General features: G+C 62.0%; 27 protein-coding genes. 16 read left to right on the top strand and 11 right to left on the bottom strand.

Translation table 11 applies throughout. The features are described from left to right. Positions 1–123: 123 nt before the first annotated feature. The gene (locus tag PQR40_RS06040; protein WP_408206190.1) at positions 124–1518 is read right to left on the bottom strand and encodes a sigma-54 dependent transcriptional regulator; all 1395 of its coding nucleotides are present in this window, start codon (positions 1516–1518) and stop codon (positions 124–126) included. 536 nt (positions 1519–2054) lie between these two features. Here PQR40_RS06040 and PQR40_RS06035 point away from each other — a divergent pair. From PQR40_RS06035 to PQR40_RS05995, 9 genes are all read left to right on the top strand, one after another. Next, on the top strand, positions 2055–2540 hold the full coding sequence (locus tag PQR40_RS06035; protein WP_408508606.1) for a hypothetical protein: 486 nt from the start codon (positions 2055–2057) through the stop codon (positions 2538–2540). Positions 2541–2624: 84 nt separating this feature from the next. Next, complete coding sequence (locus PQR40_RS06030) at positions 2625–3152, top strand: FapA family amyloid fibril periplasmic chaperone (protein ID WP_408222294.1); 528 nt, start codon at positions 2625–2627, stop codon at positions 3150–3152. 44 nt (positions 3153–3196) lie between these two features. After that, positions 3197–3775 carry a FapB/FapC family functional amyloid domain-containing protein gene (locus tag PQR40_RS06025; protein ID WP_408484048.1) on the top strand — a complete coding sequence of 193 codons (579 nt, stop codon included), beginning with the start codon at positions 3197–3199 and terminating at the stop codon, positions 3773–3775. Between the two features lie 26 nt (positions 3776–3801). Continuing rightward, positions 3802–5193 (top strand): FapB/FapC family functional amyloid domain-containing protein, encoded by a 1392-nt coding sequence (locus PQR40_RS06020; protein ID WP_408508605.1) that lies wholly within the window; start codon positions 3802–3804, stop codon positions 5191–5193. 90 nt (positions 5194–5283) lie between these two features. Then, entirely contained in the window at positions 5284–5994 is a 711-nt protein-coding gene (locus PQR40_RS06015) for a C39 family peptidase (RefSeq protein WP_408222297.1), read from the top strand. Between the two features lie 7 nt (positions 5995–6001). Next, positions 6002–6802: a peptidase C39 gene (locus tag PQR40_RS06010; protein WP_408222299.1), complete on the top strand. Its 801-nt coding sequence runs from the start codon at positions 6002–6004 to the stop codon at positions 6800–6802. A 104-nt stretch (positions 6803–6906) separates the two neighbouring features. Beyond that, a complete protein-coding gene (locus PQR40_RS06005; RefSeq protein ID WP_408222301.1) occupies positions 6907–8343 on the top strand; it encodes a hypothetical protein in 1437 nt (478 codons plus the stop codon). A gap of 24 nt (positions 8344–8367) precedes the next feature. Next, positions 8368–9924: a sigma-54 dependent transcriptional regulator gene (locus tag PQR40_RS06000; protein ID WP_408222303.1), complete on the top strand. Its 1557-nt coding sequence runs from the start codon at positions 8368–8370 to the stop codon at positions 9922–9924. A 302-nt stretch (positions 9925–10226) separates the two neighbouring features. Then, on the top strand, positions 10227–10727 hold the full coding sequence (locus tag PQR40_RS05995) for a dihydrofolate reductase (protein ID WP_325044882.1): 501 nt from the start codon (positions 10227–10229) through the stop codon (positions 10725–10727). Between the two features lie 165 nt (positions 10728–10892). Here PQR40_RS05995 and pmbA read toward each other — a convergent pair whose 3' ends face one another. Continuing rightward, positions 10893–12263 (bottom strand): metalloprotease PmbA, encoded by a 1371-nt coding sequence (gene pmbA, locus PQR40_RS05990; RefSeq protein ID WP_408388602.1) that lies wholly within the window; start codon positions 12261–12263, stop codon positions 10893–10895. Positions 12264–12555: 292 nt separating this feature from the next. Here pmbA and yjgA point away from each other — a divergent pair, with 292 nt between their 5' ends. Together yjgA and mog are read left to right on the top strand one after the other, a co-directional pair. Beyond that, positions 12556–13167 carry a ribosome biogenesis factor YjgA gene (gene yjgA, locus PQR40_RS05985; protein ID WP_408222308.1) on the top strand — a complete coding sequence of 204 codons (612 nt, stop codon included), beginning with the start codon at positions 12556–12558 and terminating at the stop codon, positions 13165–13167. Further along, a complete protein-coding gene (gene mog / locus PQR40_RS05980) occupies positions 13148–13792 on the top strand; it encodes a molybdopterin adenylyltransferase (RefSeq protein ID WP_408222310.1) in 645 nt (214 codons plus the stop codon). Before yjgA ends, mog begins: the two co-directional genes overlap by 20 nt. A 22-nt stretch (positions 13793–13814) precedes the next feature. On the opposite strand, the gene orn is transcribed toward mog, so the two are convergent. Continuing rightward, positions 13815–14432, bottom strand: coding sequence for an oligoribonuclease (gene orn / locus PQR40_RS05975; RefSeq protein ID WP_408222312.1), 618 nt, complete (start codon positions 14430–14432; stop codon positions 13815–13817). 167 nt (positions 14433–14599) lie between these two features. On the opposite strand from orn, the gene PQR40_RS05970 reads away from it, so the two are divergent. Genes PQR40_RS05970 through PQR40_RS05960 form a run of 3 tightly spaced genes read left to right on the top strand, consistent with a single transcriptional unit; the run spans position 14600 to position 17148 of the window. Continuing rightward, positions 14600–15859 carry a M48 family metallopeptidase gene (locus PQR40_RS05970; protein WP_408222314.1) on the top strand — a complete coding sequence of 420 codons (1260 nt, stop codon included), beginning with the start codon at positions 14600–14602 and terminating at the stop codon, positions 15857–15859. Next, positions 15856–16797, top strand: coding sequence for a ribosome small subunit-dependent GTPase A (gene rsgA / locus PQR40_RS05965; RefSeq protein ID WP_408222316.1), 942 nt, complete (start codon positions 15856–15858; stop codon positions 16795–16797). Before PQR40_RS05970 ends, rsgA begins: the two co-directional genes overlap by 4 nt. A gap of 30 nt (positions 16798–16827) precedes the next feature. Further along, positions 16828–17148, top strand: coding sequence for a putative signal transducing protein (locus PQR40_RS05960; RefSeq protein ID WP_408222318.1), 321 nt, complete (start codon positions 16828–16830; stop codon positions 17146–17148). Between the two features lie 165 nt (positions 17149–17313). Here the strand turns inward: PQR40_RS05960 and PQR40_RS05955 are convergent, their stop codons facing one another. The 6 genes from PQR40_RS05955 to rpsP form a co-directional block, all read right to left on the bottom strand. After that, a complete protein-coding gene (locus PQR40_RS05955; protein ID WP_325045466.1) occupies positions 17314–18252 on the bottom strand; it encodes a CobD/CbiB family protein in 939 nt (312 codons plus the stop codon). Between the two features lie 115 nt (positions 18253–18367). After that, positions 18368–19084 carry a CoA pyrophosphatase gene (locus PQR40_RS05950; RefSeq protein WP_408508604.1) on the bottom strand — a complete coding sequence of 239 codons (717 nt, stop codon included), beginning with the start codon at positions 19082–19084 and terminating at the stop codon, positions 18368–18370. Positions 19085–19177: 93 nt separating this feature from the next. Continuing rightward, positions 19178–19567: a 50S ribosomal protein L19 gene (gene rplS / locus PQR40_RS05945; RefSeq protein WP_012433948.1), complete on the bottom strand. Its 390-nt coding sequence runs from the start codon at positions 19565–19567 to the stop codon at positions 19178–19180. Positions 19568–19722: 155 nt separating this feature from the next. Then, a complete protein-coding gene (trmD, locus tag PQR40_RS05940; RefSeq protein WP_408222323.1) occupies positions 19723–20490 on the bottom strand; it encodes a tRNA (guanosine(37)-N1)-methyltransferase TrmD in 768 nt (255 codons plus the stop codon). Positions 20491–20514: 24 nt separating this feature from the next. Next, positions 20515–21249 (bottom strand): ribosome maturation factor RimM, encoded by a 735-nt coding sequence (rimM, locus tag PQR40_RS05935; protein WP_408508603.1) that lies wholly within the window; start codon positions 21247–21249, stop codon positions 20515–20517. A gap of 117 nt (positions 21250–21366) precedes the next feature. Beyond that, complete coding sequence (gene rpsP, locus PQR40_RS05930; protein WP_006050280.1) at positions 21367–21621, bottom strand: 30S ribosomal protein S16; 255 nt, start codon at positions 21619–21621, stop codon at positions 21367–21369. Between the two features lie 172 nt (positions 21622–21793). On the opposite strand from rpsP, the gene PQR40_RS05925 reads away from it, so the two are divergent. Continuing rightward, on the top strand, positions 21794–22996 hold the full coding sequence (locus tag PQR40_RS05925) for a PQQ-dependent sugar dehydrogenase (RefSeq protein ID WP_408388596.1): 1203 nt from the start codon (positions 21794–21796) through the stop codon (positions 22994–22996). Between the two features lie 192 nt (positions 22997–23188). Further along, a complete protein-coding gene (locus PQR40_RS05920) occupies positions 23189–23656 on the top strand; it encodes an NINE protein (RefSeq protein ID WP_408388594.1) in 468 nt (155 codons plus the stop codon). Between the two features lie 16 nt (positions 23657–23672). Here the strand turns inward: PQR40_RS05920 and PQR40_RS05915 are convergent, their stop codons facing one another. Together PQR40_RS05915 and PQR40_RS05910 are read right to left on the bottom strand one after the other, a co-directional pair. Continuing rightward, positions 23673–24818, bottom strand: coding sequence for a PA0069 family radical SAM protein (locus PQR40_RS05915; protein WP_408333915.1), 1146 nt, complete (start codon positions 24816–24818; stop codon positions 23673–23675). Between the two features lie 98 nt (positions 24819–24916). Next, positions 24917–25405, bottom strand: a complete 489-nt coding sequence (locus tag PQR40_RS05910; protein WP_035547518.1) for an Lrp/AsnC ligand binding domain-containing protein — start codon at positions 25403–25405, stop codon at positions 24917–24919. Positions 25406–25452 lie beyond the last annotated feature (47 nt).

Raw genomic sequence — 25452 nt, 5'->3', positions numbered from 1 at the left:
AAGCGCGCTCCTGGTCAGGAGCTGGCGCCACGGAGATTGAGCGGAAAACCCGATTTTAACAAGCGCAGACGGACGGCGCCCGGTCGAGGCGCGCGGTAGAGAAAATATCGGTAGGAAAGCGTGTCAGAGATGCGGCACGGAAGCGGGCAAGTCGCTATGCGGTGCGCTCAGCGGTTCGCCTTCCATATGGCGCATGCCGTGCGAGCACAACAGGCGGTACAACGTCACGCGCGAAATGCCGAGTTCCTGCGCGGCGTCGCCGAGACGGCCGCGATGACGCAGGAGGGCCAGCTCGATTGCCTGACGTTCGGCCGCTTCGCGCGCCTGCGCGAGCGACACGGGCACGATCTCGACATACTCGGCCAGTTCGAGGTCGCGCGCCGTAATCGCACGCCCTTCCGACATCACGATGGCGCGCCGCACGCGATTGATCAACTCACGCACATTGCCCGGCCAGCCGTAGTTATGCAGCGCCGCGATGGCGTCGGGCGCAAAGCCGCGCAAGCGGCGGCTTGCATCTTTCTTGAAACGTTCCAGCATGTGCCGAGCAAGCAGTTCGATATCCTTACCACGTGCGCGCAACGGCGGTTCGTCGATTTGCAGCACGCACAGGCGGTGATACAGGTCAGAGCGGAACCGCCCTTCGATCATCGCGGACGTCATATCCACGTGAGTTGCCGAAATAATGCGCACGTCGACGTCGATCGAACCGTGGCCACCCAGCCGCTCCACTTTACGTTCCTGCAGGAAGCGCAGCAGGCTCGCCTGGCTTTCGAGCGGCAGATCGCCGATTTCATCGAGAAACAGCGTGCCGCCGTTGGCCGCTTCCACGCGGCCGATCTTGCGCTGATTAGCGCCGGTGAACGCCCCGCGTTCATAGCCGAATAGTTCGGATTGCAACAGATGTGGCGGAATCGCGCCGCAGTTGATCGGCACAAAAGGCGCATTGCGGCGCGCCGAGCGTTCGTGGATCGCGACCGCGGTCAATTCCTTGCCGGTGCCCGATTCGCCTGAAATAAACACCGGCGCATCGGTCATCGCCACCTTACGGATCGAACGGAACAGCGCGAGCATCGCGTCGCACGAGCCGACCATTTCGCCTTCAGCGCCTTGCGATGCATCGTTCGATGCCGGCTCACCGAGCGAGATCATGCCGTATGCATGACCGACCGAATCGACGATCCTGTCGCCCGAGTAAGGCACCGTTACATAGTCGAAACAATAGTCCCGCACGAGCCGGCGCAACGCCGCGTCCTGCAATTGTCCGGGCGTGGTGGCTGCAACCCAGCCGACGTTCGGCATGGTCAGGCAGGACTCGAAGGCGGCAATTTCGTGTGGCTGAAAATCGCTAGACAGATCGAGCAAGCCGCCCGCCGCCATTCCGGCGCGAACAGCACGGCGCACATCGCGCGCCGACCCCACGACTTCGACATGCCAGCCGCGCTGATGGAAGCGGGTATTCAGCTCCGCGCTCGGATCACGTGAAACGTAAATCAGTTGCCGCGTTGCGGGTTCCATTATTCAGATCCTCTCGTCAACGAACGTTAAGGATGACGCACGCACCTGAACCGGAGTTCAGACACGCTGACTCGTTCGGGATTCGCGAAATAGCAAAACCCGAACGGCCATTCCATTCCGTGCGGACAGCTGATCCCCAAGAAAGCGGCGTGTGTGTTTGAGACGGCCCGTTAGCGGGCTTTTTTAAATCTGAAGCTGTTTTCGAGAGCTTACTATACGCGCGTCAGTTGGAAAACAATTATGCGAATTTAATCGGAGACCCCTTTCCCAGCAAGGCCAAGCGGCCGATCAATACTTATTCAGCTTATGAATAAAACCATTGTGGAAGCGCTTTTCCTGGCGTTCACCCCAAGGTAGTTCATACCTTCAGATTTAACGAATTACAGGTATTTTCTGCCTACCGTTTCAGCGCTGAAACGTTTTTGACCGATTTCCCAGCTGTTACTCCGAGGCATACGGGTCACATCCAGACGCACCAATGGATTGCGACTCATGGCACACGTTTCGCTAAATGCTGTGCACCAAGGAGACACATCATGCGACTCGCTTTCCGCATCGACCTGAGCAGCATTGCACCTTGCGCCGCACTATGCGCCGCCGCAGTGGCTTTGAGCGTGCTGTCCGCTGGCGTCAATGCACAGGATTCCGCACTGTCTCAATCAGCCGCGATGGCCGAAACCGCCGATGCCGGTTCCGCCACCCTCACGAGCACGACGCTCGCAGTGGTGGCCCCGCCGGACACGACGGCCCCTGAAAGCCAGCTCGCCGGCGACGTACTGAACATTCCGGCCGATGCTGCATCCGTGAACTATTTTTCGCTCGACGACCAGATGCTGTCGCGTCAACGCGGCGGCGCGGTCGGGATGTTGATGGTGGCCGCGACGCCGCAACTGATGGGCGGCAACGGTGGCAGCAGCAACGTCACGCTTTGGGATGAGATCGCCCCGCCCTCGCCATTACCGATTCCGGTCGACGCCGCACGCAGCGCACAGGGCAATGTCGCCAGTTACCAAAGAAAGTAGCGCGAACAAATTAGCGATGCAAATCGGCGGCTGTGGCGTACCCAACGCACCACGCGCTAACAGGACAAGAGCAAGGACCGAGACATGACCACTTCAATCCGGACGCCGCGCGCACACAGGTCGCCGGCGTCGTCGTCCACCCCGTTGCCGGCGGCGCTGGCAACCATCGTCGCCTTGCTCGTCACGTGTTTCAGCGTTAGCGCCACCGCGCAACAGACCGTCAATCCGGGCGACATCATTGTCGAACGCACGGTCACCCCACGCGATGCCTTTGTGCCGGTGCCGCGGGATCAGGACCCGGTCGCGGTGCGCGCCACCACTTTCCCGGCCAATAGCTTCAATCCGGCGATCGCCCAGCTTGTCGGCGATACCGATCTGACGAATGCGCACGGGTCGAGCGGTGTCGCCGACGGCGGCGTGCTCGGCGGCACCGGCATGCAGGCGGTTACGCAAATCCTGAGCGGCAAAACGACCGGCAACAACATCGCGCTGAACGCCGGCGGCATCGGCATGCCGGGCCCGGGCATCGGCGGAACCATCACCTCGTCGGTGACGGGCGCGCTGGCGCCGCTGTCGAGCGCCCTCTCCGGCTCGCTCGGGGGTCTGAAATGAGCGCGCTCAAAGTCCGGCCACTGTATGTGGCGCTGTTCGTCTGCATGAGCAGCTCGGTCCTCGTGGCGAGCCATGCTCACGCGCAAGCAGTGCCGACGGTCGGCGCCGACGCGACGATCGGCAACGGCGCTGGCGCCGGCGTCACCGGCGCGTTCACGGTCAATGAGACGGCCGGCCTCAATAACGCGCAACTCAATCAGGTCACGGTTTCGAACGGCGGCGTAGTCGGCAACGACAACGCCAGCGTGCAAAGCGCGACGGCGGCCGCAAAGGTCACGAATGCGCGGGCCTCGATCGAAGCCAATGCTTTTTCGAATGCATCCGGTGCAGTGCTGGTGAACCAGTCCGCCGGAGTAGGAAATCTGCAGCGCAACAGCACCCAGTTGGGTACTGCTGCACTCGGAGTCGAGACCGTCTCGGATGGGGAGCTATCCGCGACGGCCCCGAAAAACGGAGGTCTGGGTCAATCCATCGGGGTTCATAGCGTACGCGAGGCAAACATTTCCAGCGATGCCTTCAAGAACGTCAGCGGGATCGTGCAGATCAACCAGACAGCCGGCGCCGGTAATGCCACGGCAAACAGTTTTGTGCTCCGTCCCCCGGCGGGCACTTTTTTTAACTGACCACACTTAAAGTATCGGAGCGAATCATGAAGCGCACTCTTATTGCTGCAGCCGTCCTCGTCGCCGCATCCAGCAGCGCGTTCGCCGCACCGCAAAAGGCCTACCTGTTCAACGCCACGCTAGTCGGCGAAGCAGTAGGCGTCGAAGGTCTGGTGGGCCTGTTTGGTTGCGTGCACGTGTCCAGCACGGCCGGCGCAGTCATCAACAACAACCAGTCGGTCACTGTGAATGCGACGCTCAATCCGCAGGCGCAGAGCTACACGACCGGCAAGGTGACGACGACCGTCAACAACAACTCTTCGTCGATCAAGGGCGGCGGTATCGCCTTCGCTGTGACATCGCAAAGCCACTCGTCGTCGTCGTCTGGCTCGCAAGGCTATCAGGCATCGGCCGGCTATGCGTACGGCAATCAAAGCAGCTCGGTGGCGGGCGGCGGCTATCAAACCAGCCAGCAGGCTTCAGGCATTGAAGGCGGCTTCACCCATACCAGCCAGAATTCCGGCGGCCATATCGCAGCCGGCGGTTCGATCGGCGGCAGCTACAGCTATCAGGGCTTCAACACCCCGTTCTTCGGCGAAGGCTCGGCCCATGCAAGCGGTGGATTCCAGGCTGGATATAACGAATCGAGCTACGCCAACACGTCGGGCTTAGCGGGTGGCTTCGAAGCATCGCAAGCCTCCGGACAAGGCAGTGTCTGGGGCTACAAAGCCAATCAAGGTTCAGGCTTCGTAGCGGTCGGCGAGCAATCGTCCGGCTATCAGAACAGCAAGTCCTCCTCAACCGATGCATATGGCGCAGCCTGGGGAATCGACGCCAGTCTCGCAACGACGGATGTGACGACCAAGGGTTACGTGACCGACCACATCAACACGCAGGCTGCGGGCACCCTGACTGCAACCACGGGCGCCAATGCGGCTAACGGCGTATCGGGCAACCTCGGCATCAACATCGCGGAAGGCATCAGCAACGCCCAAAGCAATGATGTCTCGCTCGCTTCGGTCGACATCGGCAACGTGTTCGGCAACGCGCAGATCTTCAACAACCAGTCCTCGGCTGGCTACGCCAAGATCAACAACTTCAATCTGAATGCGTCGATCGGGGATGGCTCGCTGTCGGGTGTGACGGGCAATGTTGGGGTGAACGTGGCCTCGGGTATCGGCAACGTGCAAAACAACAGCCTCGCCGGTGCAGTGACGACGACAACACCGGGCAATGCGCAAACCACCGCGATGATCGCCACGGATGACAACTCGCAGACCGCCGGCATGACGGTCACGGGTCAATTCCAGGGTACCGCGATGTTGGGTGCAGGCTCACTTGCCAACGCGTCCGGCAACATCGGCGTGAATATCGCAGGTGGCGCGGGCAACCTCCAGCACAACGGTCTCGCGATCGCTGCGCTGAACAGCGGCAAGTAAGTGTCGAACAGGTAGAAGAAGCCTAAAAGAAGGGAGGCACGCGCCGACGGCCATGAGAGCGGTCGGCGCGTGTAAAAGCAGGAGACCAGCATGTCCGGGTTCAAGGGATTCCCGGCGCTACAGTTCGTTGTAGCGCTGGCAGGTTGCACTTTGTGCGTCAGCAGCTACGCACAGGCGCACATCGACACGTCCACCTTCGTGGGCGTTCCGTTGACCAAGACGGTTCGTTCGATGCGGGACATCCGTTACAACCACATCGTCAACCAGCAGTTCGATTACAGCTGCGGTGCGGCGGCGCTCGCTACCCTCCTCAAGTACGGCTACGGCATTGACATTCCGGAGACCGAACTGATTCGCCGGATGATGGTTTTCTCAACGCCTGAAGTCGTTGTCAAAAATGGCTTCTCAATGCTCGACATGAAGAAGTTCGTCGAGACCATCGGCCTGCGTGGCCGCGGCTTCCGCGTCAACGCCGACGCGCTTGAACACTTACAGATTCCCGTGATGGTTCTGATGAACATCGACGGGTATGAGCACTTCGTGATCGTCAAGCATGCACAGGAGGGCCGCATCTTCATTGCGGACCCCGCGCTCGGCAATCGCATCGTGCTCAAAGAAGACTTCGCCAAGACCTGGAACGGCCTCGTGTTCGCGGTTCTCGGCAAACCCTTCAAGGAGGATTCACCGCTATTGCAGGACAACGAGTCGCTCGCGCTCAAGCTTCGCGCCAACGCGCTAGCCAACGGCACTGCGGCGACTCCCTTTGTCGAGTACGGCTTGATCAAGGCAGACCTGTTCTGACCCAACCATGAAGCACCACCTTTCGCAGTTAGGCCTCGCAATCTGCGCCACGATGTGCGGCCTGACCAGCAACGTCTTTGCATCAGAAAGCGCCGGCTCGCCACCGGTGCCGGAGTTTCTTGCTTCTCACGACATCGACTCCGCCGCCATCAAGGTGCAGATGGTCGACGACGATGTTCTCGCTAATCAGACCGGCAAATATGCCGGTGCCACGATGATTTCAGGCTTCGTTCTGAGCGTCCTTTCGCAATGGCAGTTGCCCAACGGCGTGACCGCCCTCGCCCAAGGCACGCTCTCTGCCGTGCAGAACGCGGTGGGTCAGGTGAGCACAACCGTCAACACGCTTGCGAGCGTGACCGGCGGCGGAGCCGGCAATTCCGGCGCCAATCCCAACGCGCAGGCAAACGGTGGGCAGAGCATTTCGGTCAACGGCGTTTCACAAATCACGCAAGTGGCGGGCGATCGAAATGCCGGTTCGAACTCCGCAATCATTGATTTCAATAATAGTGCCGTGACGCTGGCGGGTACCGCCAATGCACCGTCAGCAGCGGCCAGCAATTCGACCGGCTCAATCAAAGCCGGCATTTCGTTCGGCAGCAACGGCATCACTGTCGCGCTGCAGACTCCGGCCGGGCTCGCTACCCAGACCATCACGCCAGGCAACGGGCAAATCGCCCAGTTGCTGCAAATTGCAGGCAATAACCAGCAAGTCGCCAACGCATTGCAGTTGCATCTGCAGACGCAGCAGATGTCGGCCGCAATGATCCGTCAGCTAGGCGTACTACAAGCTCTGCAAAACAGGAGATGACCATGCGGGCCGCCACCCGCCCATAGCGGCACATGCAGTACTGATACGACAGCGCGTCGCCAGGAGACAGTCGGCGCGCCGCCGGAACACCGGGGGAACACAAAATGAACAATTTTTCATCGATAAAGGTGCCGCGCATGGCACTGGCGGCCATTCCCGCCGCCGTCATGCTATTCGCACTTTCGCAAGGGGCGAGCGCGCAGGCGCTCGCCGGACAATCGGTCGAAGACCGTCTTAATACATTGATGCGGGTGGTCGACGAGCAGCAGCGGCAGATTCACTCACTCGAGAAGCAGGTCACCAATCTGGAAATGGCGGAGCGCGGCCGCGGCATGCCGGGCTACGGTGCGCCGGCAGGTAGCGAAGCCGTGGCCGAGCAGCCCGGCGCCGACGGACTGCCGGTGCCACTGCCGCCACTCGCACAGGTCAACCCCGGCACTCCCGCGCCGGGCGGCAACACGGGCACGGCGACCGGCGTGCCGGTCAATCCACCGCCGCCCGATGGCAGCAACGCAGGCGGTTTGCCTGCCGCCACCGACGGCAGCGGCGCAATCGGCACGACCCAGAAAGCCGCCGAACCGGTGCGCACGCAAGCCGAAGAAGCCGTCGTACAGCGCGAGCATGCGCCGCTCTTCGACCACAAGCTGACGCTGGACTGGGGTATCAGCGATACCTACTACGATCGCCGGCAGTTGCAGTTGTCAGGCTTCCTGGCGCTCGACGCGATTTTCCTCGGCAACATCAATCTGGGCGAGACCAAGTCGCACCAGGTGATGGCCGATCTCGATACGCGCTACGGTTTGACCGACCGCATGAGTATCGACGTCGACGTGCCGTACATCTACCGGCATAGCAACTTCATCGTCGGCGGCGCCGGCGGTGCGGCGAGCACGCTGTCCGATGCGTCCGTGAACGGCAGCGATATCGGCGACGTCAACTTCGGGATCTACTACCAGTTCCTGAAAGAGACCAATAGTCTGCCGGACATCGTCGGCAGTCTGCGTATCAAGGCGCCGACCGGCTCGACGCCGTTCGGCGAAAAGCTGGTGCAGGTGGACAACGACAACACCAACCTGGTGGCACCCAGCAAGCTGCCCACCGGCACGGGTTTCTGGAGCATCACCGCCGGCGTTTCGCTGTTGAAGACGTATGACCCGGTGGTGCTGTTCGGCAGTCTTTCGTACACCTACAACATCGCGCGTTCGTTCGCGGACATCTCCTCGGTGCAGGGACAAACCGAACCGGCAACAGTCAAGCTCGGTGACATCGTGCAGTTCGGCGGTGGCGTGGCGCTGGCGTTCTCCGACAAGGACTCCGCCAGCATCTCCTACACAATGGCGCTCGAGCCCGAGTCGAAAACGCGTGCGCCGGGCGGCTCCTACTCCAAGGTGCCGGGCAGTGAAACTACGGCTGCGGCGCTGAATTTCGGCCTGAACCACGTCGTGAACAAACACCTGACCATCAACGGCTCGGTCTCCGTCGGCTTGACGCCGGATGCACCGAATTTCGTGGTCGGCGTGCGGTTTCCCTACACCTTCTGACGTGTCAACAAAACGAGGTCGAACGTGCGTGAATCACCTCATCTGACCAGTGTTACTCCGGTGGCGGGAGCGGGATCGCATATGACGCTTGCGCTGCCGAAGGAGATACCTGCGGGCCGCTCCCTCGAAGCCGTGACGAACCGGCCCGCCGTGGCGGCGGTCGCTTCGATTGGCGCGCCGGCCACCCATGCGCACGAACGCACGGTGCTGTACGTGGCGCGCACGCCGGACGATACGCTCGTCGCGCACCTTAAAAGTCGGGGCTGGAGTGTCGCGGTGGCTCGCTCGGCGCATGAACTCGGCAAGCTCGTGAAGCCCGACGTGGCCTGCGCCGGCATCGTCGATCTGGCGAGCTTCCCACCGCGCGATCTGGGCGGCCTCGAAGCGAGCTTGCGCCAGCAGCAGGTCGGCTGGATCGCGCTCGCCACCAACGAAAGGCTCGGCGATCCGGTGGTGCGGCGCCTCGTGCGCCACTACTGCTTCGACTACGTGAAGATGCCGGTGGCAAACGCGACGGTCGACTATCTGGTCGGCCACGCCTTCGGCATGGTAACGCTGTGCGAGCCGGAACTCGCCCCGCCTGTGAGCGACACCGGCGACGAGGAAATGGTCGGCACCTGCGAGGCGATGCAGAACCTCTTTCGCACCATTCGCAAAGTGGCGAACACCGATGCGAGCGTGTTCATCTCCGGCGAATCGGGCACCGGCAAGGAACTCACCGCGCTCGCGATTCACGAACGCTCGCCGCGCCGCAAGGCGCCGTTCGTCGCGATCAATTGCGGTGCGATTCCGCATCATCTGTTGCAGTCCGAACTATTCGGCTACGAGCGTGGCGCGTTCACCGGTGCGAATCAGCGCAAGATCGGCCGGGTCGAAGCCGCCGACGGCGGCACGCTGCTGCTCGACGAAATCGGCGATCTGCCACTCGAAAGTCAGGCGAGCCTGCTGCGCTTTTTGCAGGAAGGCAAGATCGAACGCCTCGGCGGTCGCGAATCGATTCCGATCGACGTGCGGATCATTTCGGCAACCCACATCGACCTCGAAGGCGCGATGCGCGAAGGACAGTTCCGGGCCGACCTGTTTCACCGTCTGTGCGTGTTGCGGGTGGATGAACCACCGTTGCGGGCGCGCGGCAAAGATATCGAAATCCTCGCGCATCACATCCTGCACAAGTTCAAGATCGATAGCGCCCGCAATATCCGCGGCTTCACGCCGTCGGCGATCGAAGCGCTGTACAACTACAACTGGCCCGGCAATGTACGCGAGCTGATCAACCGGGTGCGCCGCGCAATCGTGATGGCCGAGAACAAGCTGATTTCCGCCGACGATCTCGACCTCGCCCAGTTCACCGGGCAACAGACCATGAGCCTCTCGCAGGCGCGCGAAGCCGCCGAGAAGCGCGCGATCGAAGCGGCGCTGCTGCGGCATCGTCACCGGCTGAACGAGGCGGCGGTGGACCTGAATATTTCGCGCGTGACGCTGTACAGGCTAATGGGCCAGCACGGGCTGCGGGAGCTGAGTGCGGCCGACGAAAAGGCATCGTTCGAACCGACCGCCGTCGACGAGCCTTCGCACGAATGATGGGGCGCCAGGCACAGCGGCCAGCGCGGTAACGTGCGGCGCCGGCTGGGTTTGTTTGCCCGGCCGGGTGCGGCATGGCCTGCCATGGGTAAGACACCGACTGCGCGGGAAGCGCTTTCCAGCCTGCCACGGCGGAAGCGCCGCCCGCCCGGCCAGTGCATCAATGCCCCGCCACAGTGGGAAGGTAAGCCGGTCAGGCTGGCGCCAGCGTAGACGCCTGTCCGGGCTCCGAGCCGCTCACACAGCAGTGCCGTCTCGTGCCTCAGGTAGAATCAGCCTGGTTACGTTCCCCTTTCCATTCGATGACGACGCTCACTCTGATCGTCGCTCGCGCCAATAACGGCGTGATCGGCCGCAACAACCAGTTGCCCTGGCGACTTCCCGAAGACCTCGCGTTCTTCAAGCGCACCACGATGGGCGCGCCCATCATCATGGGCCGCAAGACGCATGAATCGATCGGCCGGCCGTTGCCGGGACGCCGCAACATTGTCGTGACACGGGATGCCGCACGGCGCTTTCAGGGCTGCGACGCGGCCACCACCCTCGAGGACGCGCTCAAGCTCGCCGCTCAGGACCAGGCGCCGGAAGCGTTTCTGATCGGCGGCGCGCAGTTGTATGCGGAAGGTTTGCGTCAGGCGGACAAGCTGATCGTCACCGAGATTTCCGCCGACTTTGAAGGCGACGCCACGTTTCCTGAACTCGATGAAAGCGAGTGGGAAGAAGTCGCGCACGAAACGCATCGCGCGGACGCGCCGAACGATTTCGATTATGCGTTCGTGACTTATAAGCGTAAGGGTGCTTGAGGGTTTGCGCTGAGCCTGGCGCATCAGGCTGAAGGCATTCTGCATTTGCCACCAGCCACAACGCACGCATAAAAAAGCGCCACGCAATGGCTTGCGTGGCGCTTTTCATTCGGCCTTCTTGCGCGACCGGACTGCGCCGGTCTGCGGCCGCTTTAATCGAACCGCTTACTGGCCCGCAATGGTCATCCTTTCGATCAGCACCGAGCCCGTTTCCTTGGTGCCGCGCGTGATCGTATCCGCACCGATCGCGACGATATGGCGGAACATCTCCTGCAAGGTGCTGGCGACGGTGATTTCCTCGACCGGATACTGGATCTTGCCGTTCTCGACCCAGAAGCCCGACGCGCCGCGCGAATAATCGCCCGTCACGTAGTTCACGCCCTGCCCCATCAGTTCGGTCAGCAGCAAGCCCGTGCCGAGCTTCTTCAGCATTTCTTCGAAGTCGTCTTCCGGACGCGTATTCGAGCTGCGCAGCGACAGATTGTGCGAGCCGCCCGCGTTGCCAGTGGTCTGCATACCGAGCTTGCGCGCCGAGTAGGTGGACAGGAAGTAGCCTTCCACCACGCCGTCCTTCACCACCGAGCGCTGTTTGGTACGCACGCCTTCTTCGTCGAACGGCGCGCTGCCCATCGCACGCGCGACGTGCGGATCCTCGACCACCTGAACGTGCGGCGCGAACACCGGCTTGCCGAGACTGTCGACGAGGAACGAGGTCTTGCGGTACAGCGCGCCGCCGCTCGTTGCCTGAACGAACGCACCGAGAATGCCGGCGGCGAGCGGCGCTTCGAACAGCACCGGCACCTTGCGCGTGTCGAGCCCGCGCGCGCCGATGCGCGACAGCGCCCGTTGCGCCGCGTAACGGCCCACCGCCTCCGGATCGGCAAGGTCTCCCGCGCTACGGGTTGACGTGTACCAGTCGTCGCGCTGCATATTGCGCGCGCTGCCGGCAATCGGCGCGCATGCGATGTAATGGCGCGAGTACGGATAGCCGGCGAGGAAACCGCGCGAGGTAGCCAGCACGAACTGCGAGTGCTGGGCCGAGACGCTTGCGCCTTCCGAGTTCTTGATCTGCGGATCGGTCGCGAACGCGGCGTCTTCCGAGCGGCGGGCGATTTCCACCGCTTCGTCGGCCGACAGATTCCACGGGTGATACAGATCGAGATCGCGCGGTGCGGTTTCGAGCAAGTCTGCTTCGGCGAGGCCCGCGCAATCGTCTTCAGCGGTGAAGCGGGCGATGTTGTACGCCGCCGCGACCGTGTCCTTCAAAGCCTGCGACGAGAAGTCCGAGGTGCTCGCGTTGCCGCGCTTGTTGCCGATGAACACCGTCACGCCGACCATCTTGTCGCGGTTGTGTTCAATCGTCTCGACTTCGCCGCGCCGCACGGAGACGGACAGGCCGTCGCCTTCGGAAATCTCGGTCGCCGCGTCCGTACCGCCGAGCGACTTCGCGTGACGAAGGATGTCCGAGGCGATTTCCTTCAGTTCATCCTGGGTATGCGGAAAAAAGCGCTGCTTGACGTCCATGTCTGCTGCCATTGTCGTTGCCGTCCTGTTCGGGGCCGAGCGGCCCTGTGTGTTCGCCCATGCCACGCACGTGCAGGCACATTTGCGTGCGCATGTGCGTGGTTACGCATCCCGCGATCATAGCAAGGTACGCGAAGCTGTACCTGGCATTCGCTGAGCGTGGCTTTGCTTCGGCGCTGTCCTGGCGTTGCCCTGGCTTTCTCCCGGCTTGCCAGCCTCGCGGCGTTGGCAAAAACCCGGGCGCGAGGCCTTGTGCACAGCAACACGGCGGGTTCAGGGGGGCACGGCACGCTACAATATCGGTATGACACGCAAAACCCGCATTCAACCCATCGAGTCCGCCGAACCGGAAGTCGACGAGAACGGCTACGACCGTCCCAGCAAGTCCCAGCTCAAGCGCGACATGCACGAGCTGCAGGAGCTGGGCTCGGCGCTGATCGCGCTGCCCAAAGACGCGCTCAAGCGCATGCCGATGCCCGAAAAGCTCGACGACGCCGTGCGCGAAGCGCGCCGCATCACCGATCACGAAGGCAAGCGCCGCCAGGTACAGTACGTCGGGCGCGTAATGCGCTCGCTGCTGGACGAGGAAACCGCTGCGCTGCGCACCGCGCTCGACACCTATAACGGCGTCAACAAGGCGGAAACGGCCAAGCTGCACTGGATCGAGCGCACCCGCGAAAAATTGCTGGCCGACGACGCCGCGCTGACCGAATTCATCCGCCAGCACCCGAATGCCGACCCGCAGCAAGGCCGCACGCTGATCCGCAACGCCCGCAAGGAAGCGCAGCAAAGCAAGCCGCCGCGCTATTTCCGCGAATTGTTCCAGTGGGTCAAAAATGCCGACGGCCCGTCTGCCGATACTGATTCCGACGCGCAAGACGCCCTGGAAGACGACGATGACGACCGCGACGCCTAAGCCGCCGCGTCAGCATCCCGACGAAATCGTGATCGGTCTCGTGTCGATCAGCGACCGCGCGTCCACCGGCGTGTATGAGGACAAAGGCATACCGGCGCTGCAGGAATGGCTCGGCCTCGCCCTGAGTTCACCGTTTCAGGTGGTCACGCGGCTGATTCAGGACGAAGCGCCCACTATTTCCGCCACGCTGATCGAACTGGTCGACGAGGTCGGTTGCGATCTGGTGCTGACCACCGGCGGCACTGGTCCGTCACGCCGCGATGTGACACCGGAAGCGACTTTGGCGGTGGCCACGAAGGAAATGCCGGGTTTCGGCGAGCAGATGCGGCAGATCAGCCTGAATTTCGTACCGACGGCGATTCTGTCGCGTCAGGTGGCCGTCATCCGCGAAACGGCCGGACATGCCGCGCTGATCATCAACCTGCCGGGTCAGCCGAAGTCGATCAAGGAAACGCTGGAAGGCTTGCGTGACGCCGAAACAGCAGGCGCAGTGAAGGTGCCGGGAATTTTCGCCGCCGTGCCCTATTGCATCGACCTGATCGGCGGCCCGTATATTGAAACCAACGCCGACGTGGTGAAGACATTCCGGCCGAAGAACGCGGTGCGCGCGCCTCGGCCGGATTAAGGCTGGAACGGCAGCCAGTGGGTTATTCCGCGGCGGGCGCTTGCGGCACCTGCGAGGCCGCCGGAATCAGGAAGTGCTCGCGGTAGTACTTCAGCTCATCGATCGATTCATGGATGTCGGCCAGCGCCGTGTGCATCGCGCGTTTCTGAAAACCCTTGTAGATCACCGGCTGCCAGCGGCGGCACAGTTCCTTCAGCGTGCTGACGTCGAGATTGCGGTAATGGAAGAAGCGCTCCAGATCCGGCATCCAGCGCGCCATGAAGCGGCGGTCCTGGCAGATCGAGTTGCCGCACATCGGCGATTTGCCAGGCGGCACATAAGCGCTGAGAAAGTTGCGAATCTGTTCGGTGGCGTCGGCTTCGCTCACCGTCGACGCCTTCACGCGGTCGATCAGGCCCGAGCGGCCATGCGTGTTCTGGTTCCACTGATCCATTTTGGCGAGCGTCTCGTCGCTCTGATGAATCGCCAGCACCGGCCCTTCGACCAACCTGTCGAGCGTCGAATTCGTCACCACCACCGCGATTTCGATGATGCGGTCGGTGTCCGGCTCGAGCCCGGTCATTTCCATGTCCAGCCAGACGAGATTCATGTCGCTGCGCACGAGCGGCGGCTGTTCGGTGGATGAGAGGATGTCAGTCATGAAGGCAACCCTGATGGCCGGACAGACGGCTTACTGAAAGCACGCTTGCCGCAGCAATTGTTCGTATGAGATTGGTTTGAGCCGGTTTGGGCCGGTTTGGACTTATCGCCCCGCCGCCAGGCGGGAAGAAACATATAATTCTCGCATAGATACCACGGAATCCCCGGATGCCTACCCTGTACTTCACTGTTCTGTTCGTCGTCGCCGTCGTGGCGATGGTCAGCACCAAACTGTGGCTCGCGTCGCGGCAGATCCGCTTCGTCGCCGGCCATCGCGAGCAGGTGCCGAGCCAGTTCGCCGGCACCATCGCGCTCACCGCACACCAGCGTGCCGCGGACTACACCGTCGAACGCACCCGGCTAACCATGATCGAGATCGTCGTCGGTGCGGCCGTGCTGATCGGGCTGACGCTGCTCGGCGGCGTGCAGGCACTCGATCTGGCGATTTCCGACTGGCTGGGCCGCGGCTACGCCGGCCAGATCGCGCTGGTCGCGGCGGTGATCGCGATCACCAGCGTGATTGACCTGCCATTCGAGTACTACCGGCAATTCGTGGTCGAGCAACGCTTCGGCTTCAACCGGATGAGCAAGGGTATTTTCTTCCTCGACCGTCTCAAAGGCGTCCTGCTCGGCGCCGCGTTCGGCTTGCCACTGCTGTTTGTCGTGCTGTGGCTGATGAACCAGGCCGGCAGCCTGTGGTGGCTATGGACATGGATCGTGTGGGTCGCGTTCCAGATGCTCGTGCTGGTGCTGTATCCGTCATTTATCGCGCCGCTCTTCAACAAGTTCGAGCCGCTCAAGGACGACGCGCTGAAAAGCCGCATCGAAGCGCTGATGCAGCGCTGCGGCTTCGCCGCCAAGGGCCTGTTCGTGATGGACGGCAGCCGTCGTTCGGCACACGGCAATGCGTATTTCACAGGCTTCGGCGCGGCCAAGCGGATCGTGTTCTTCGACACGCTGCTCGCGCGCCTGTCAGGCAACGAAATCGAAGCGGTGCTCGCGCACGAACTCGGCCACTTCAAGCGCCGTCACGTGATCAAGCGGATGATCGTCACGTTCGCGATCAGCCTCGCGATGCTCGCCCTGCTCGGCTGGCTGACGCAATGCGTGTGGTTCTATGAGGGACTGGGGGTGCGGCCGTCGCTGATCGGCGGCAATAGCGGTCTCGCGCTGGTGCTGTTCTTCCTCGCGCTGCCGGTGTTCCTGTTCTTTGTTACGCCGCTCGGCAGCCTGAGCTCGCGTAAGCACGAATTCGAAGCTGACGCCTTCGCCGCCACACAAACCGATGCGCAAGACCTCGTCAACGCGCTCGTCAAGCTGTATGAGGACAACGCGTCGACCTTGACGCCCGATCCGCTCTACACCGCGTTCTATTACTCGCATCCGCCAGCGTCGCAGCGGATCGACCGCCTGCTGCGGCACGCATGAGCGGCCGCTCCCCGAAAGCGCCGCGCGCGCCGTCCAGCACGCGCGTAGGTGGGCTCGTGATTGCCGCTCATGGGCGCCACTACATGGTCGCACCGGAAGACGGCAGCCCGATGCTCCAGTGCTTCCCGCGCGGCAAGCGTAGCGAAGTGGCGGTCGGCGATCGCGTGATTTACGAACCGACTTCGGCGGATCAGGGTGTGATCGTCGAGATCGGCGAGCGGCGCAATCTGCTGTATCGCTCGGATCAGTACAAGTCGAAACTCTTTGCCGCGAACCTCGATCAGTTGCTGGTCGTGCTCGCGACCGAACCACACTTCAGCGAGGACCTGCTTGGGCGCGCGCTGGTCGCCGCAGAAGCACACGAGCTCAAGCCACTGATCGTGCTGAACAAGACCGACGTGACCGGCGCGCTAGAGGGAGCCCGCAAGCGGCTGGAATCGTATCGGGCACTCGGTTACACCGTGGTCGAAGTGTCGATCAAGATGCAGCCTGACGCCGCGCGTGCCGCTTTGATCGAGCATCTGCAAGGCCACTCGACGCTGCTGCTCGGCCAGTCGGGCATGGGCAAATCGACGCTGGTGAATCTGCTGATTCCGAATGCCGAAGTCGCTACACGCGAGATCTCGACCGCGCTGAACAGTGGGCGGCATACCACCACGTTCACGCGGCTCTACCCTTTGCCCGGTGGCGACGGTGGTGCATTGATCGATTCGCCGGGCTTCCAGGAATTCGGCCTCCATCATCTGACCGAAGGCCGGCTCGAACGCGCGTTTCCCGAGTTCCGGCCGTTGCTGCCGAACTGCCGCTTCTACAACTGCCATCACCTGCAGGAGCCGGGCTGCGCGATTCTCGAAGCGGTTGCCGATGGTCACATCCGGCGCGAACGGCACGCCCTGTATGCGCAACTGGTGCACGAAGCCAGCCAGATCGTGCGCTGAGGCGCGCCGCTGTCAACCCATGGATTCACGATGAAATTGATGCGCGCGCCGAATCTGATCATCGGACAGCATTGGGTCAATGTGCTGGAGACGGCGGGCATCGCTTGCGAGTTGCATAACCGTTATCTGAACGGCGCGCTTGGGGATATTCCGGCGGATCAGTGCGCGCCGGAGCTGTGGCTCGTCGATGAACGCGACGAGGCGATGGCGCGGCGCCTGATCGACGTGGCTTCACATGGACCGGCTGCGGGCTCGCCTTCGTGGCAATGCCGCCAGTGCGGAGAGACGCTCGAAGCGCAGTTCACAGTGTGCTGGCAGTGCGGGACGGCGCGTGATCCGCTGGATGGCTGAAGCGGTTGGGGCGTAGATGAACGGTGAAACGGTTCCGACGCGGGGGAAAAACGGTGAGGCGGCTCAGCCTCAAATACCAGGCGCTAAAGTCGCCGCAGCGTAATCAATAAAAAAACCGGGTTGCTTACCCGGCTTTTTTTTGCGTTGCGTTAGTCGTGCACTGATTCAAGCGAGCCACACCGCAATCGTCAGCATCAACAACAGGATCATCCACAGCACCACCGCGCGCCACACGAGACCCACCGCAGATTGCAGCGTGCGCGGCGTGCAGTCGTCGCCGACCTGCATCGGGCCGCCGTCGCCGGTAGCCAGCGCGTCAAGGCTCGACTGCTCGGCGAGCGGCCCACTCAGACGCGCACCCAACGCCCCACTGCCCGCGGCCAGCAACACGCCGTCGTTCGCATCCGGCCACTGACGCGCGTGGTTGCGCCAGGCATAAATCGCGTCTTCGAAATTACCGACGATCGCAAAGCCCAGCGACGTAAGCCGCGCCGGCACCCAGTCGATCACGAAGAAGGCGCGCTGCGCAAAACTCGAAAACGCGGCGGTGCGGTCGTCGACCGGCCGCGCCCACGTGCGCGCCAGATACTCGGCAATCCGATACAGCACCGCGCCGGCGGGTCCGACCGGAATCAGGAACCAGAAAAACACGCCGAACACGTGCCGGTGCGAGGCGACCACCGCGTGAATCAGCGTATGACGCACGATCTCGCTGACGGGCATGTCCACCGTGTCGAGCCCGGTCCATTCATTCAGGATTTCACGCGCGCGTGGCACATCGTCGTTGTTCAACGCGAGGTGGATGTCAGTGAAGTAATGGCTGAACTGCCGGAAGCCGAGCGTGAAGTACAGCACCGCGACATTCCACAGGAAGGCCAGCGCGAAGTGAATGTGATACAGCACGTAGTAGACGAGCGCGACGGCCAGCGTCCAGGGCACCACCACCACGAGCCACGCGAGCACGCCGTGTTTGGGCTTGCCGGCATCGAATCCATGCGCCGCCGACTCCGCATGGTATTGAAGCAATGCCGCCACTGGATTGTTCAGCGACAGCGCGCGCACCTGTTCAATAATCAGAGCCAGCAATACAGAGAAAAAAGTCATGCGATGCGCCGTGCTTTTCGAGTTTTTACGATTGTTTTATAACGATAGCACAGGGTCGGATGCGACTGAGCGCGGACATTGACAAACACTCGACAACTGCACAAACCGACGTGGCTCATGCCGCGAGAAAGCGATAGAAGTTGCGCAGCATCGCCGCCGTCGCGCCCCAGATGAAATAATGACCGCCCACCTGGCGCTCGCGATCTTCAGCTCGCGCCGACGCAGCCCGCGGATAGGGCATGGCAAAGAAACGACGCTCGCCGCCTTCGTAACGAAACACGCGCTCCTCGTGGTGCGCGGGATTCATTAGAAAAGCGAGCGGCACTTCGAAGACGTCGGCTACTTCGAGTGCATCGGCTTTCAACGTGAATGGCGGATGTACGAGACCGATCACGGGCGTCACACGAAACCCGGTGCCCGTCAGATAGTCGGGCAACGCACCGAGAATTTCAACGCGTGATGGATCGAGACCGACTTCTTCCTGTGCCTCGCGCAAGGCCGTGGCGGTCGCGTCAGCGTCGAACGGTTCGTGACGGCCGCCGGGAAAGCTCACCTGGCCCGCGTGGTCGTTCAGATGGTCGGCTCGTTGGGTCAGCAATACAGTGAGGCCGTTATCGCGCACGACCAGTGGCACCAGCACAGCGGCAACACGCGGATCGACGTGCTGATCGCGCCAGGGGGCTTCGATAATCGGCTCAGGCGTCCAACTCAGACGCTGCTCGAAACGCGCGCGCAGACCATCGGGCGTCAGGCGCCCGGCAACCACCGGTGGCAGATCGGCGCCCGTCGCTTCGACAGGTAGAGTTTCAGGCTCAAAGGCGGGGCGGATCAACGGGTTTCTCGGAATGAGCGGATTGGGGACATTCCGCTATTTTGACCTGGCAAACAAAAAAGCACCCGCGAGGGGTGCTTTTTCTTACAGCTTTTACGCTTCCGGAGCAGCGCGGTCTTTCTTCGCGACCAGCTTTTCCTTGATCCGAGCCGACTTGCCCGAACGGTCGCGCAGGTAATACAGCTTCGCACGACGCACATCGCCACGACGCTTCACGACGATGCTTGCCAGCAGCGGCGAGTACGTCTGGAACGTACGCTCGACGCCTTCGCCCGACGAAATCTTGCGGACGATGAACGACGAATTCAGACCACGGTTACGCTTGGCGATCACGACGCCTTCGTAAGCCTGAACACGCTTACGCGTACCTTCAACCACGTTCACGCTAACGATCACCGTATCGCCGGGGGCGAATTCGGGGATGGTCTTCTCGCCGAGAGCGCGGCCGATTTCTTCCTGCTCGAGTATTGCAATCAGATTCATCACTGACTCCTAAGTCCATCTTGTCGGCGTTCGTACCTGCCTCGCGTAGGGTTTGCCTATTGCGCGCGGCTACGGCCCCGATAGAGGATGGGTTCACATCTGGCGCCGTACACGCATGTGCGGCACCGCCTATGTCCGCTCGAAAGCCCAAGGCTTTACGCCTTCGACACTTCCTTCGCGAGACTCGTAAGCCATGCCTCGTCGGCACGGCTCAACATCTTGTTCTTTCTGGCCTTCTGAATCAGATCGGGCCGCTTGTTCAACGTGTTACGCAAGGCTTCACGCCGACGCCACGCTTCGATTTCCGCATGATGGCCGCCAAGCAGCACATCAGGCACACGCACGCCGTCGTATTCCTCCGGACGCGTGTAATGCGGACAATCCAGCAGCACGTCGACGAAACTATCTTGCACCGCCGATTGCGAGTCGTTCAGCACCCCCGGCAACTGACGCACCACCGCATCCATCAACGCCATGGCCGGCAATTCCCCGCCGGACAGCACGAAGTCGCCAAGACTGACTTCCTCGTCGACGACACGGTCGAGCAAACGCTGATCAATCGCTTCATAGCGCCCGCACAACAGAATCAGACCGGGCTCGGCCGCAAACTGCATGACACGGTCGTGATTCAGCGTAGCACCTTGCGGCGACATCATCACGACGCGCGACGCGCCAATGCCCTGCTCCGCCTGCGCAGCTTTCGCCGCGCCGATCGCGTCTTCCAGGGGCTTGGCCAGCATCACCATGCCGGGGCCGCCACCGTACGGGCGATCGTCGATTGTGCGGTAGTTGTCGGTCGTGAAATCGCGTGGATTCCACGTGCGCAACCCGTAGCGCTCCTGCTTCGCCGCACGGCTGGTGATGCCCCAGTCGGTCAGCGCACGAAACATGTCAGGAAAGAGCGTCACGACATCGAACTGCATCGCTCTCTCCATTCAGCGAGTTATTTAGTAATCGGCTTCCCAGTCGACGATGATCTGCTTCGCCGCCTGATCCACCGTTTTGACAAAGACGCCGACGAACGGGATCAAACGCTCGCCGGTGACCGGCTTACCGCTTTTGTCGGCATCCGGGTATTCGACGCGCAACACCGAGTGCGCACCGTTGTCGATCATGTCTGCAACCTTACCGAGATTGACCCCGGCAACGTTCACCACATCCAGGCCGAGCAGGTCGACCCAGTAGAATTCATCGGCTTCGAGGGCCGGAAACTCGCTGCGGCTGATATAAATACGCGTGCCGCGCAGTGCCAGCGCCACATCGCGGTCAGTTACGCCGCCCAGATGGGCAACGACACTGTCGCTATGCGTTTTTGCGTGTAATGACGGCGCCGACTTGCGCTCCTGGCCTTTCAGCAACCACCAGCGCTTCGCGCTTAGCAATGCGTCTCCGCCGTGCCCGGCGTCCGCATGCGCGGCCACCTTGACCCAGCCTTTGAGGCCGTAAGCGTCGACGATTGCACCGACCTCGACCGCATCGGCCGGCCAGCTTTCCACCGTTTCCGCTCGCATTTCTTCTGCGCTGGAACCGGTGCTTGCAACTTTGGCTTTCGCCTTACCTTCGGCTCCTTCGACCGGCTTGCGGACGAATGCACCGAACGGCGCCTGACCAGACGTCTTCGCGCGCGGGGCCGCCGCTTTTGCCTTCACGCGACCTGAACTGCGGGAATCACGCTCAGACATAAGAGAACCTCGCTGCCAACTTCGACGTCTGTTTCAGCAAAACTCGCGCATCGGACTGCTCACGCAAGCTGCGCGAGCCGCCGGCCGAACCGACGACGATACGCATGCTAGCTACCATTAAGCAGCCGGCTGCGCCTTTTGCGCTTCTTTCACGAGACGCTCGACGGTCGGCGACAGTTGTGCGCCAACGCCTTGCCAGTACGTCAGGCGGTCTTGAGCGATACGCAGCGATTCACCCTTCGTAGCGACCGGGTTGTAGAAACCAACGCGTTCGATGAAGCGGCCGTCACGACGGTTACGCGAATCGGTTGCGACGATGTTGTAGAACGGGCGCTTCTTGGAGCCGCCACGAGCCAAGCGGATGATGACCATACTAGAATCCTTGAAAACCGGGGTTCGGAACGACTGAAACACGCGATTATAGCGGGAAACCGACGCCATAACAAACACTTACCGGGATAAACTGAGCGACGGGGCTGCGCCGGCCATACAGGCGGGGCCTCCGGATCACGCCGAAACGCCCGAATTGCCTGATGGAACGCCCGTGAAACTCCTGCCTCCGCCTGCGTTTTTCTCCGCTTCGTTCGCTGTCTTTCGACGAGTTGTCGGTTCTTCGCTGCTTGCCGGCTTTTCGCGCGCCGCCCGCGTTCAGGCGCTGCGAGCCGGCGCGGCGGTGTTGCTCGCCACCACGGCGCTGCCGGCGCTAGCCGCGCTGCCGGTCGAGCGTATCAAGTTGCCGCCGGGCTTCCATATTGAAGTGTTGTCGGACGCGGTGCCGAGCGCCCGGGCCATGGCACTCTCGCCGAAGGACATTCTTTATATAGGCAGCCTCGACGGCCACGTCTACGCGCTCAAACTGCAGAACGGGCGCGTGGCGGCCCGTCACGTGATCGCATCGGGATTGGAAACGCCGGCGGGCGTGGCGTGGCGGGATGGCGCGCTGTACGTGTCCGCGGTGTCGAAAATTCTACGCTTCGACGCGATCGACGCTCATCTGAACGACCCGCCCAAGCCGGTCGTTGTCACCGACAAACTCCCGGCAGAAACGCATCATGGCTGGAAATTCATCGCTTTCGGGCCGGACGGCAAGCTGTATGTACCACAAGGCGCGCCCTGCAACGTCTGCCTGAAAGACCGCGACCGCTACGGACTGATCGGCCGCATGGACCCGGACGGCAGCCACTACGGAGTCGTGGCGCGCGGCATCCGCAACACCGTCGGCTTCGCGTGGCATCCAGTAACGCACGAGCTATGGTTCACCGACAACGGCCGCGACCTGATGGGCGACGACGTACCCGACGACAAACTCAATCGCGCGCCGCGCACAGGCATGGACTTCGGCTTTCCGTACTGCCATGGCGGCGACACACCCGACCCCGAATTCGGCAAAGACCATCCGTGCAGCGCTTTCACGCCGCCGGTTGTCAAACTCGGTGCGCATGTCGCTTCGCTCGGCATGCGCTTTTACAGCGGCTCGATGTTTCCGGCCGCGTATCGAGACAATATTTTTATCGCCGAACACGGCTCGTGGAATCGCAGCAAGAAGGTCGGCTACCGGGTCGTGCGGGTGATCACCAACCCGGACGGTAGCAACGCGCATCAGGAAGTCTTTGCCGAAGGCTGGCTCCAGCCGGGCGAAGCGGTGTGGGGCCGCCCAGCCGACGTCCAACCGATGCCTGACGGTTCGCTCCTGATCAGCGACGACTATGCTGGGGCGGTCTACCGTGTGACCTACTCGGCGCCTTAGCCGTAACCGTCGAGCAGCCGGGCGCTCCGCCGGCCCGCCCAGCCAAACCCGCGACGCCTTCAGTGGCCCGCACGGCCGAGGCGATCGCACGCCGCGCGGTCGGCGCCACGCGGCGTGGCGTAGAATGCGCGTCGATCCGCGCCCACCGGCGCCCCGCTCCTTTCGACCGCCTGTCACTCAGCTCTGGCCTACATGTCCACTCTTGCTTCGACTTCCTCGCATTTCAGATCCAAGACGATCACCGCCGCGCTGGCGTTCTTCTTAGGCAGCCTTGGCGCTCACCGCTTCTATCTGTACGGCATGCGCGACATTTACGGCTGGGCTCATCTGCTCGGCACGCTGATCGGGATTCCGGGCGCCATGCTGGTAGTGGCGAGCGAGCGGGCTTCAATGCTCGGCTGGGTGCTCGCTTTTTTCGGCGCCGTTTCGCTGCTCTCCGCCTTTCTGGCTGCGATCGTCTACGGCCTGCGTCCCGATGAAAAATGGGATGCGCAGTTCAACGCACAAACTCAACGCAAAAGCCGCTCCGGCTGGACCGTCATTTTCATCGTGATCTTTTCCTTGCTGATCGGCGCATTCCTGCTGATGACGGGTCTCGCGATCTCATTCCAGACTTACTTCGAAGGCCAGGTGCAAGCCGCCAAAGCGCTGTCGCAATAACCGCCTGCGCTTTACGCTAAAAAAGATTCAGTTGAGGATTGTCACGCGCCGGCGCTTCGGCACACGGCGGCTCGCCCCGGCGAAAGTGTGACATATCCAGAATCCCGCGATCGCGCCGGTTCAGCCCCAAACGGCGCGTGGCTTTCTGGAATCGCTGCTTTAGCAGATCCGCCCACAAGCCTTCCCCCTTCATGCGAGTGGAGAAGTTCGAGTCATAGTCCTTCCCGCCTCGCATATCGCGTACGCGGCTCATCACCCGGTCAGCACGATCAGGAAAATGCGCCGCGAGCCAATCCTTGAATAGCGGCGCAACTTCCCACGGCAAGCGCAGCACGATATAGCTCGCATTGCATGCGCCGGCTTCCGCACAGGCTTCCAGCACGCGCTCCATGTCCGGCTCGGTGACGAACGGAATCACTGGCGCGATGCTGACGCCAACAGGAATGCCCGCCTCGCTCAACGTACGGATCGTGCGCAGTCGACGCGACGGCGTGGCCGCGCGTGGTTCGAGCGTGCGCGCGATATCCGCGTCCAGTGTGGTGATGGTAATGGCAGCCATGAACTGCCCGCGCGCCGCCATGGGCGCGAGCAGATCGAGATCGCGCTCGATCAGTGACGATTTGGTGATCGCCGCGAATGGATGCCCCCGTTCGCTGAGCACTTCGATCACCCGCCGCGTAAGCCGCAAATCGCGCTCGGCGGGTTGCCAGGCGTCCGTATTGACGCCTAGCGCGATCGGTTCAGGCACGTAGGACTTCTTCGACAACTCGCGCTCGAGCAATTCCGGCGCATTGATCTTCGCGTAGATGCGGCTTTCGAAGTCGAGCCCCGGCGACAGCCCCAGATAACTATGCGTTGGCCGCGCAAAGCAGTAGATACAGCCATGTTCGCAGCCCCGATACGGGTTCAGCGACACGCCAAACGGAATATCCGGCGACGCATTACGCGTGAGAATGGTCTTGGCCCGCTCTTCGAAAACCTCCGTGCGTAAGACCTTCGGCCCGCCGTCTTCTTCCGGCGAAGAAAGCCAGCCGTCGTCCACCACCTCGCGCTGGTCGACTTCGTAACGGCCTTGCAGGTTCGTCACCGCGCCGCGCCCCTTGCGAGGCGCCGGCGGAGCGATCGGAAATTCGCAAGCGGAGTGGGGGTCGGAGTTGGTCACGGCTGGAGCACACAAAAACAAAAACGGCGCAAAACACCTGTATAAATATACAGTGTTTACGCCGTTTGTCGAGTCCAGCCATGCAGCTACCGCACGAGCTAATCGCCAACCGCAATCGTCAGCGTTTCCTTGATCTCCTCCATCACCACGTAGCTCTTCGATTGCACCGCGCCGGGCAGTTGCAGCAGGATGTCCCCCAGCAGCTTGCGATAGTCAGCCATTTCGCCGATGCGCGCCTTGATCAGATAGTCGAAGTCGCCCGACACGAGGTGGCACTCCAGCACCTCGGGGATCTTCTGCACCTCGCGGCGGAACTGGTCGAACATGTTGCCGCTTTTGTGATCGAGCGTGATCTCGACGAACACCAGCAGCGCGGCGCCCAGCTCAGCTGGGTTCACACGTGCGTGATAGCCGGTAATTACGCCGTCGCGTTCCATTCGTTTGACGCGCTCGATGCAAGGCGTGACCGACAGTCCGACCTGTTCGGCAAGGTCTTTCATCGCCATCCGGCCGTCCTGCTGCAGGAGCCGCAGGATCTTGTGATCGAGTTTGTCGAGGGAACGGACCGGCTGGCGCTGTGTACGCATAGTGTTTTTGCTGAAAATCCTGAAAATACAATAACAAAACCTACCCG

Source organism: Paraburkholderia sediminicola (assembly GCF_046026855.1).
GTDB classification, from domain to species: domain Bacteria; phylum Pseudomonadota; class Gammaproteobacteria; order Burkholderiales; family Burkholderiaceae; genus Paraburkholderia; species Paraburkholderia sediminicola_A.
This window is presented reverse-complemented; position numbering and strand designations above follow the sequence as displayed.

Coding starts and splice junctions, on each gene's coding strand:
- PQR40_RS06015 (WP_408222297.1), top strand. CDS start 5,284: ATGTCCGGGTTCAAGGGATTCCCGGCGCTACAGTTCGTTGTAGCGCTG.
- PQR40_RS06035 (WP_408508606.1), top strand. CDS start 2,055: ATGCGACTCGCTTTCCGCATCGACCTGAGCAGCATTGCACCTTGCGCC.
- PQR40_RS06005 (WP_408222301.1), top strand. CDS start 6,907: ATGAACAATTTTTCATCGATAAAGGTGCCGCGCATGGCACTGGCGGCC.
- rpsP (WP_006050280.1), bottom strand. CDS start 21,621: ATGGTCATCATCCGCTTGGCTCGTGGCGGCTCCAAGAAGCGCCCGTTC.
- rimM (WP_408508603.1), bottom strand. CDS start 21,249: ATGTCTGAGCGTGATTCCCGCAGTTCAGGTCGCGTGAAGGCAAAAGCG.
- PQR40_RS06030 (WP_408222294.1), top strand. CDS start 2,625: ATGACCACTTCAATCCGGACGCCGCGCGCACACAGGTCGCCGGCGTCG.
- PQR40_RS06010 (WP_408222299.1), top strand. CDS start 6,002: ATGAAGCACCACCTTTCGCAGTTAGGCCTCGCAATCTGCGCCACGATG.
- PQR40_RS05955 (WP_325045466.1), bottom strand. CDS start 18,252: ATGACTTTTTTCTCTGTATTGCTGGCTCTGATTATTGAACAGGTGCGC.
- PQR40_RS05960 (WP_408222318.1), top strand. CDS start 16,828: ATGAAATTGATGCGCGCGCCGAATCTGATCATCGGACAGCATTGGGTC.
- mog (WP_408222310.1), top strand. CDS start 13,148: ATGACGACCGCGACGCCTAAGCCGCCGCGTCAGCATCCCGACGAAATC.
- yjgA (WP_408222308.1), top strand. CDS start 12,556: ATGACACGCAAAACCCGCATTCAACCCATCGAGTCCGCCGAACCGGAA.
- PQR40_RS06025 (WP_408484048.1), top strand. CDS start 3,197: ATGAGCAGCTCGGTCCTCGTGGCGAGCCATGCTCACGCGCAAGCAGTG.
- PQR40_RS05995 (WP_325044882.1), top strand. CDS start 10,227: ATGACGACGCTCACTCTGATCGTCGCTCGCGCCAATAACGGCGTGATC.
- trmD (WP_408222323.1), bottom strand. CDS start 20,490: ATGCAGTTCGATGTCGTGACGCTCTTTCCTGACATGTTTCGTGCGCTG.
- PQR40_RS06020 (WP_408508605.1), top strand. CDS start 3,802: ATGAAGCGCACTCTTATTGCTGCAGCCGTCCTCGTCGCCGCATCCAGC.
- PQR40_RS05970 (WP_408222314.1), top strand. CDS start 14,600: ATGCCTACCCTGTACTTCACTGTTCTGTTCGTCGTCGCCGTCGTGGCG.
- rsgA (WP_408222316.1), top strand. CDS start 15,856: ATGAGCGGCCGCTCCCCGAAAGCGCCGCGCGCGCCGTCCAGCACGCGC.
- PQR40_RS06040 (WP_408206190.1), bottom strand. CDS start 1,518: ATGGAACCCGCAACGCGGCAACTGATTTACGTTTCACGTGATCCGAGC.
- orn (WP_408222312.1), bottom strand. CDS start 14,432: ATGACTGACATCCTCTCATCCACCGAACAGCCGCCGCTCGTGCGCAGC.
- PQR40_RS05910 (WP_035547518.1), bottom strand. CDS start 25,405: ATGCGTACACAGCGCCAGCCGGTCCGTTCCCTCGACAAACTCGATCAC.
- rplS (WP_012433948.1), bottom strand. CDS start 19,567: ATGAATCTGATTGCAATACTCGAGCAGGAAGAAATCGGCCGCGCTCTC.
- pmbA (WP_408388602.1), bottom strand. CDS start 12,263: ATGGCAGCAGACATGGACGTCAAGCAGCGCTTTTTTCCGCATACCCAG.
- PQR40_RS05920 (WP_408388594.1), top strand. CDS start 23,189: ATGTCCACTCTTGCTTCGACTTCCTCGCATTTCAGATCCAAGACGATC.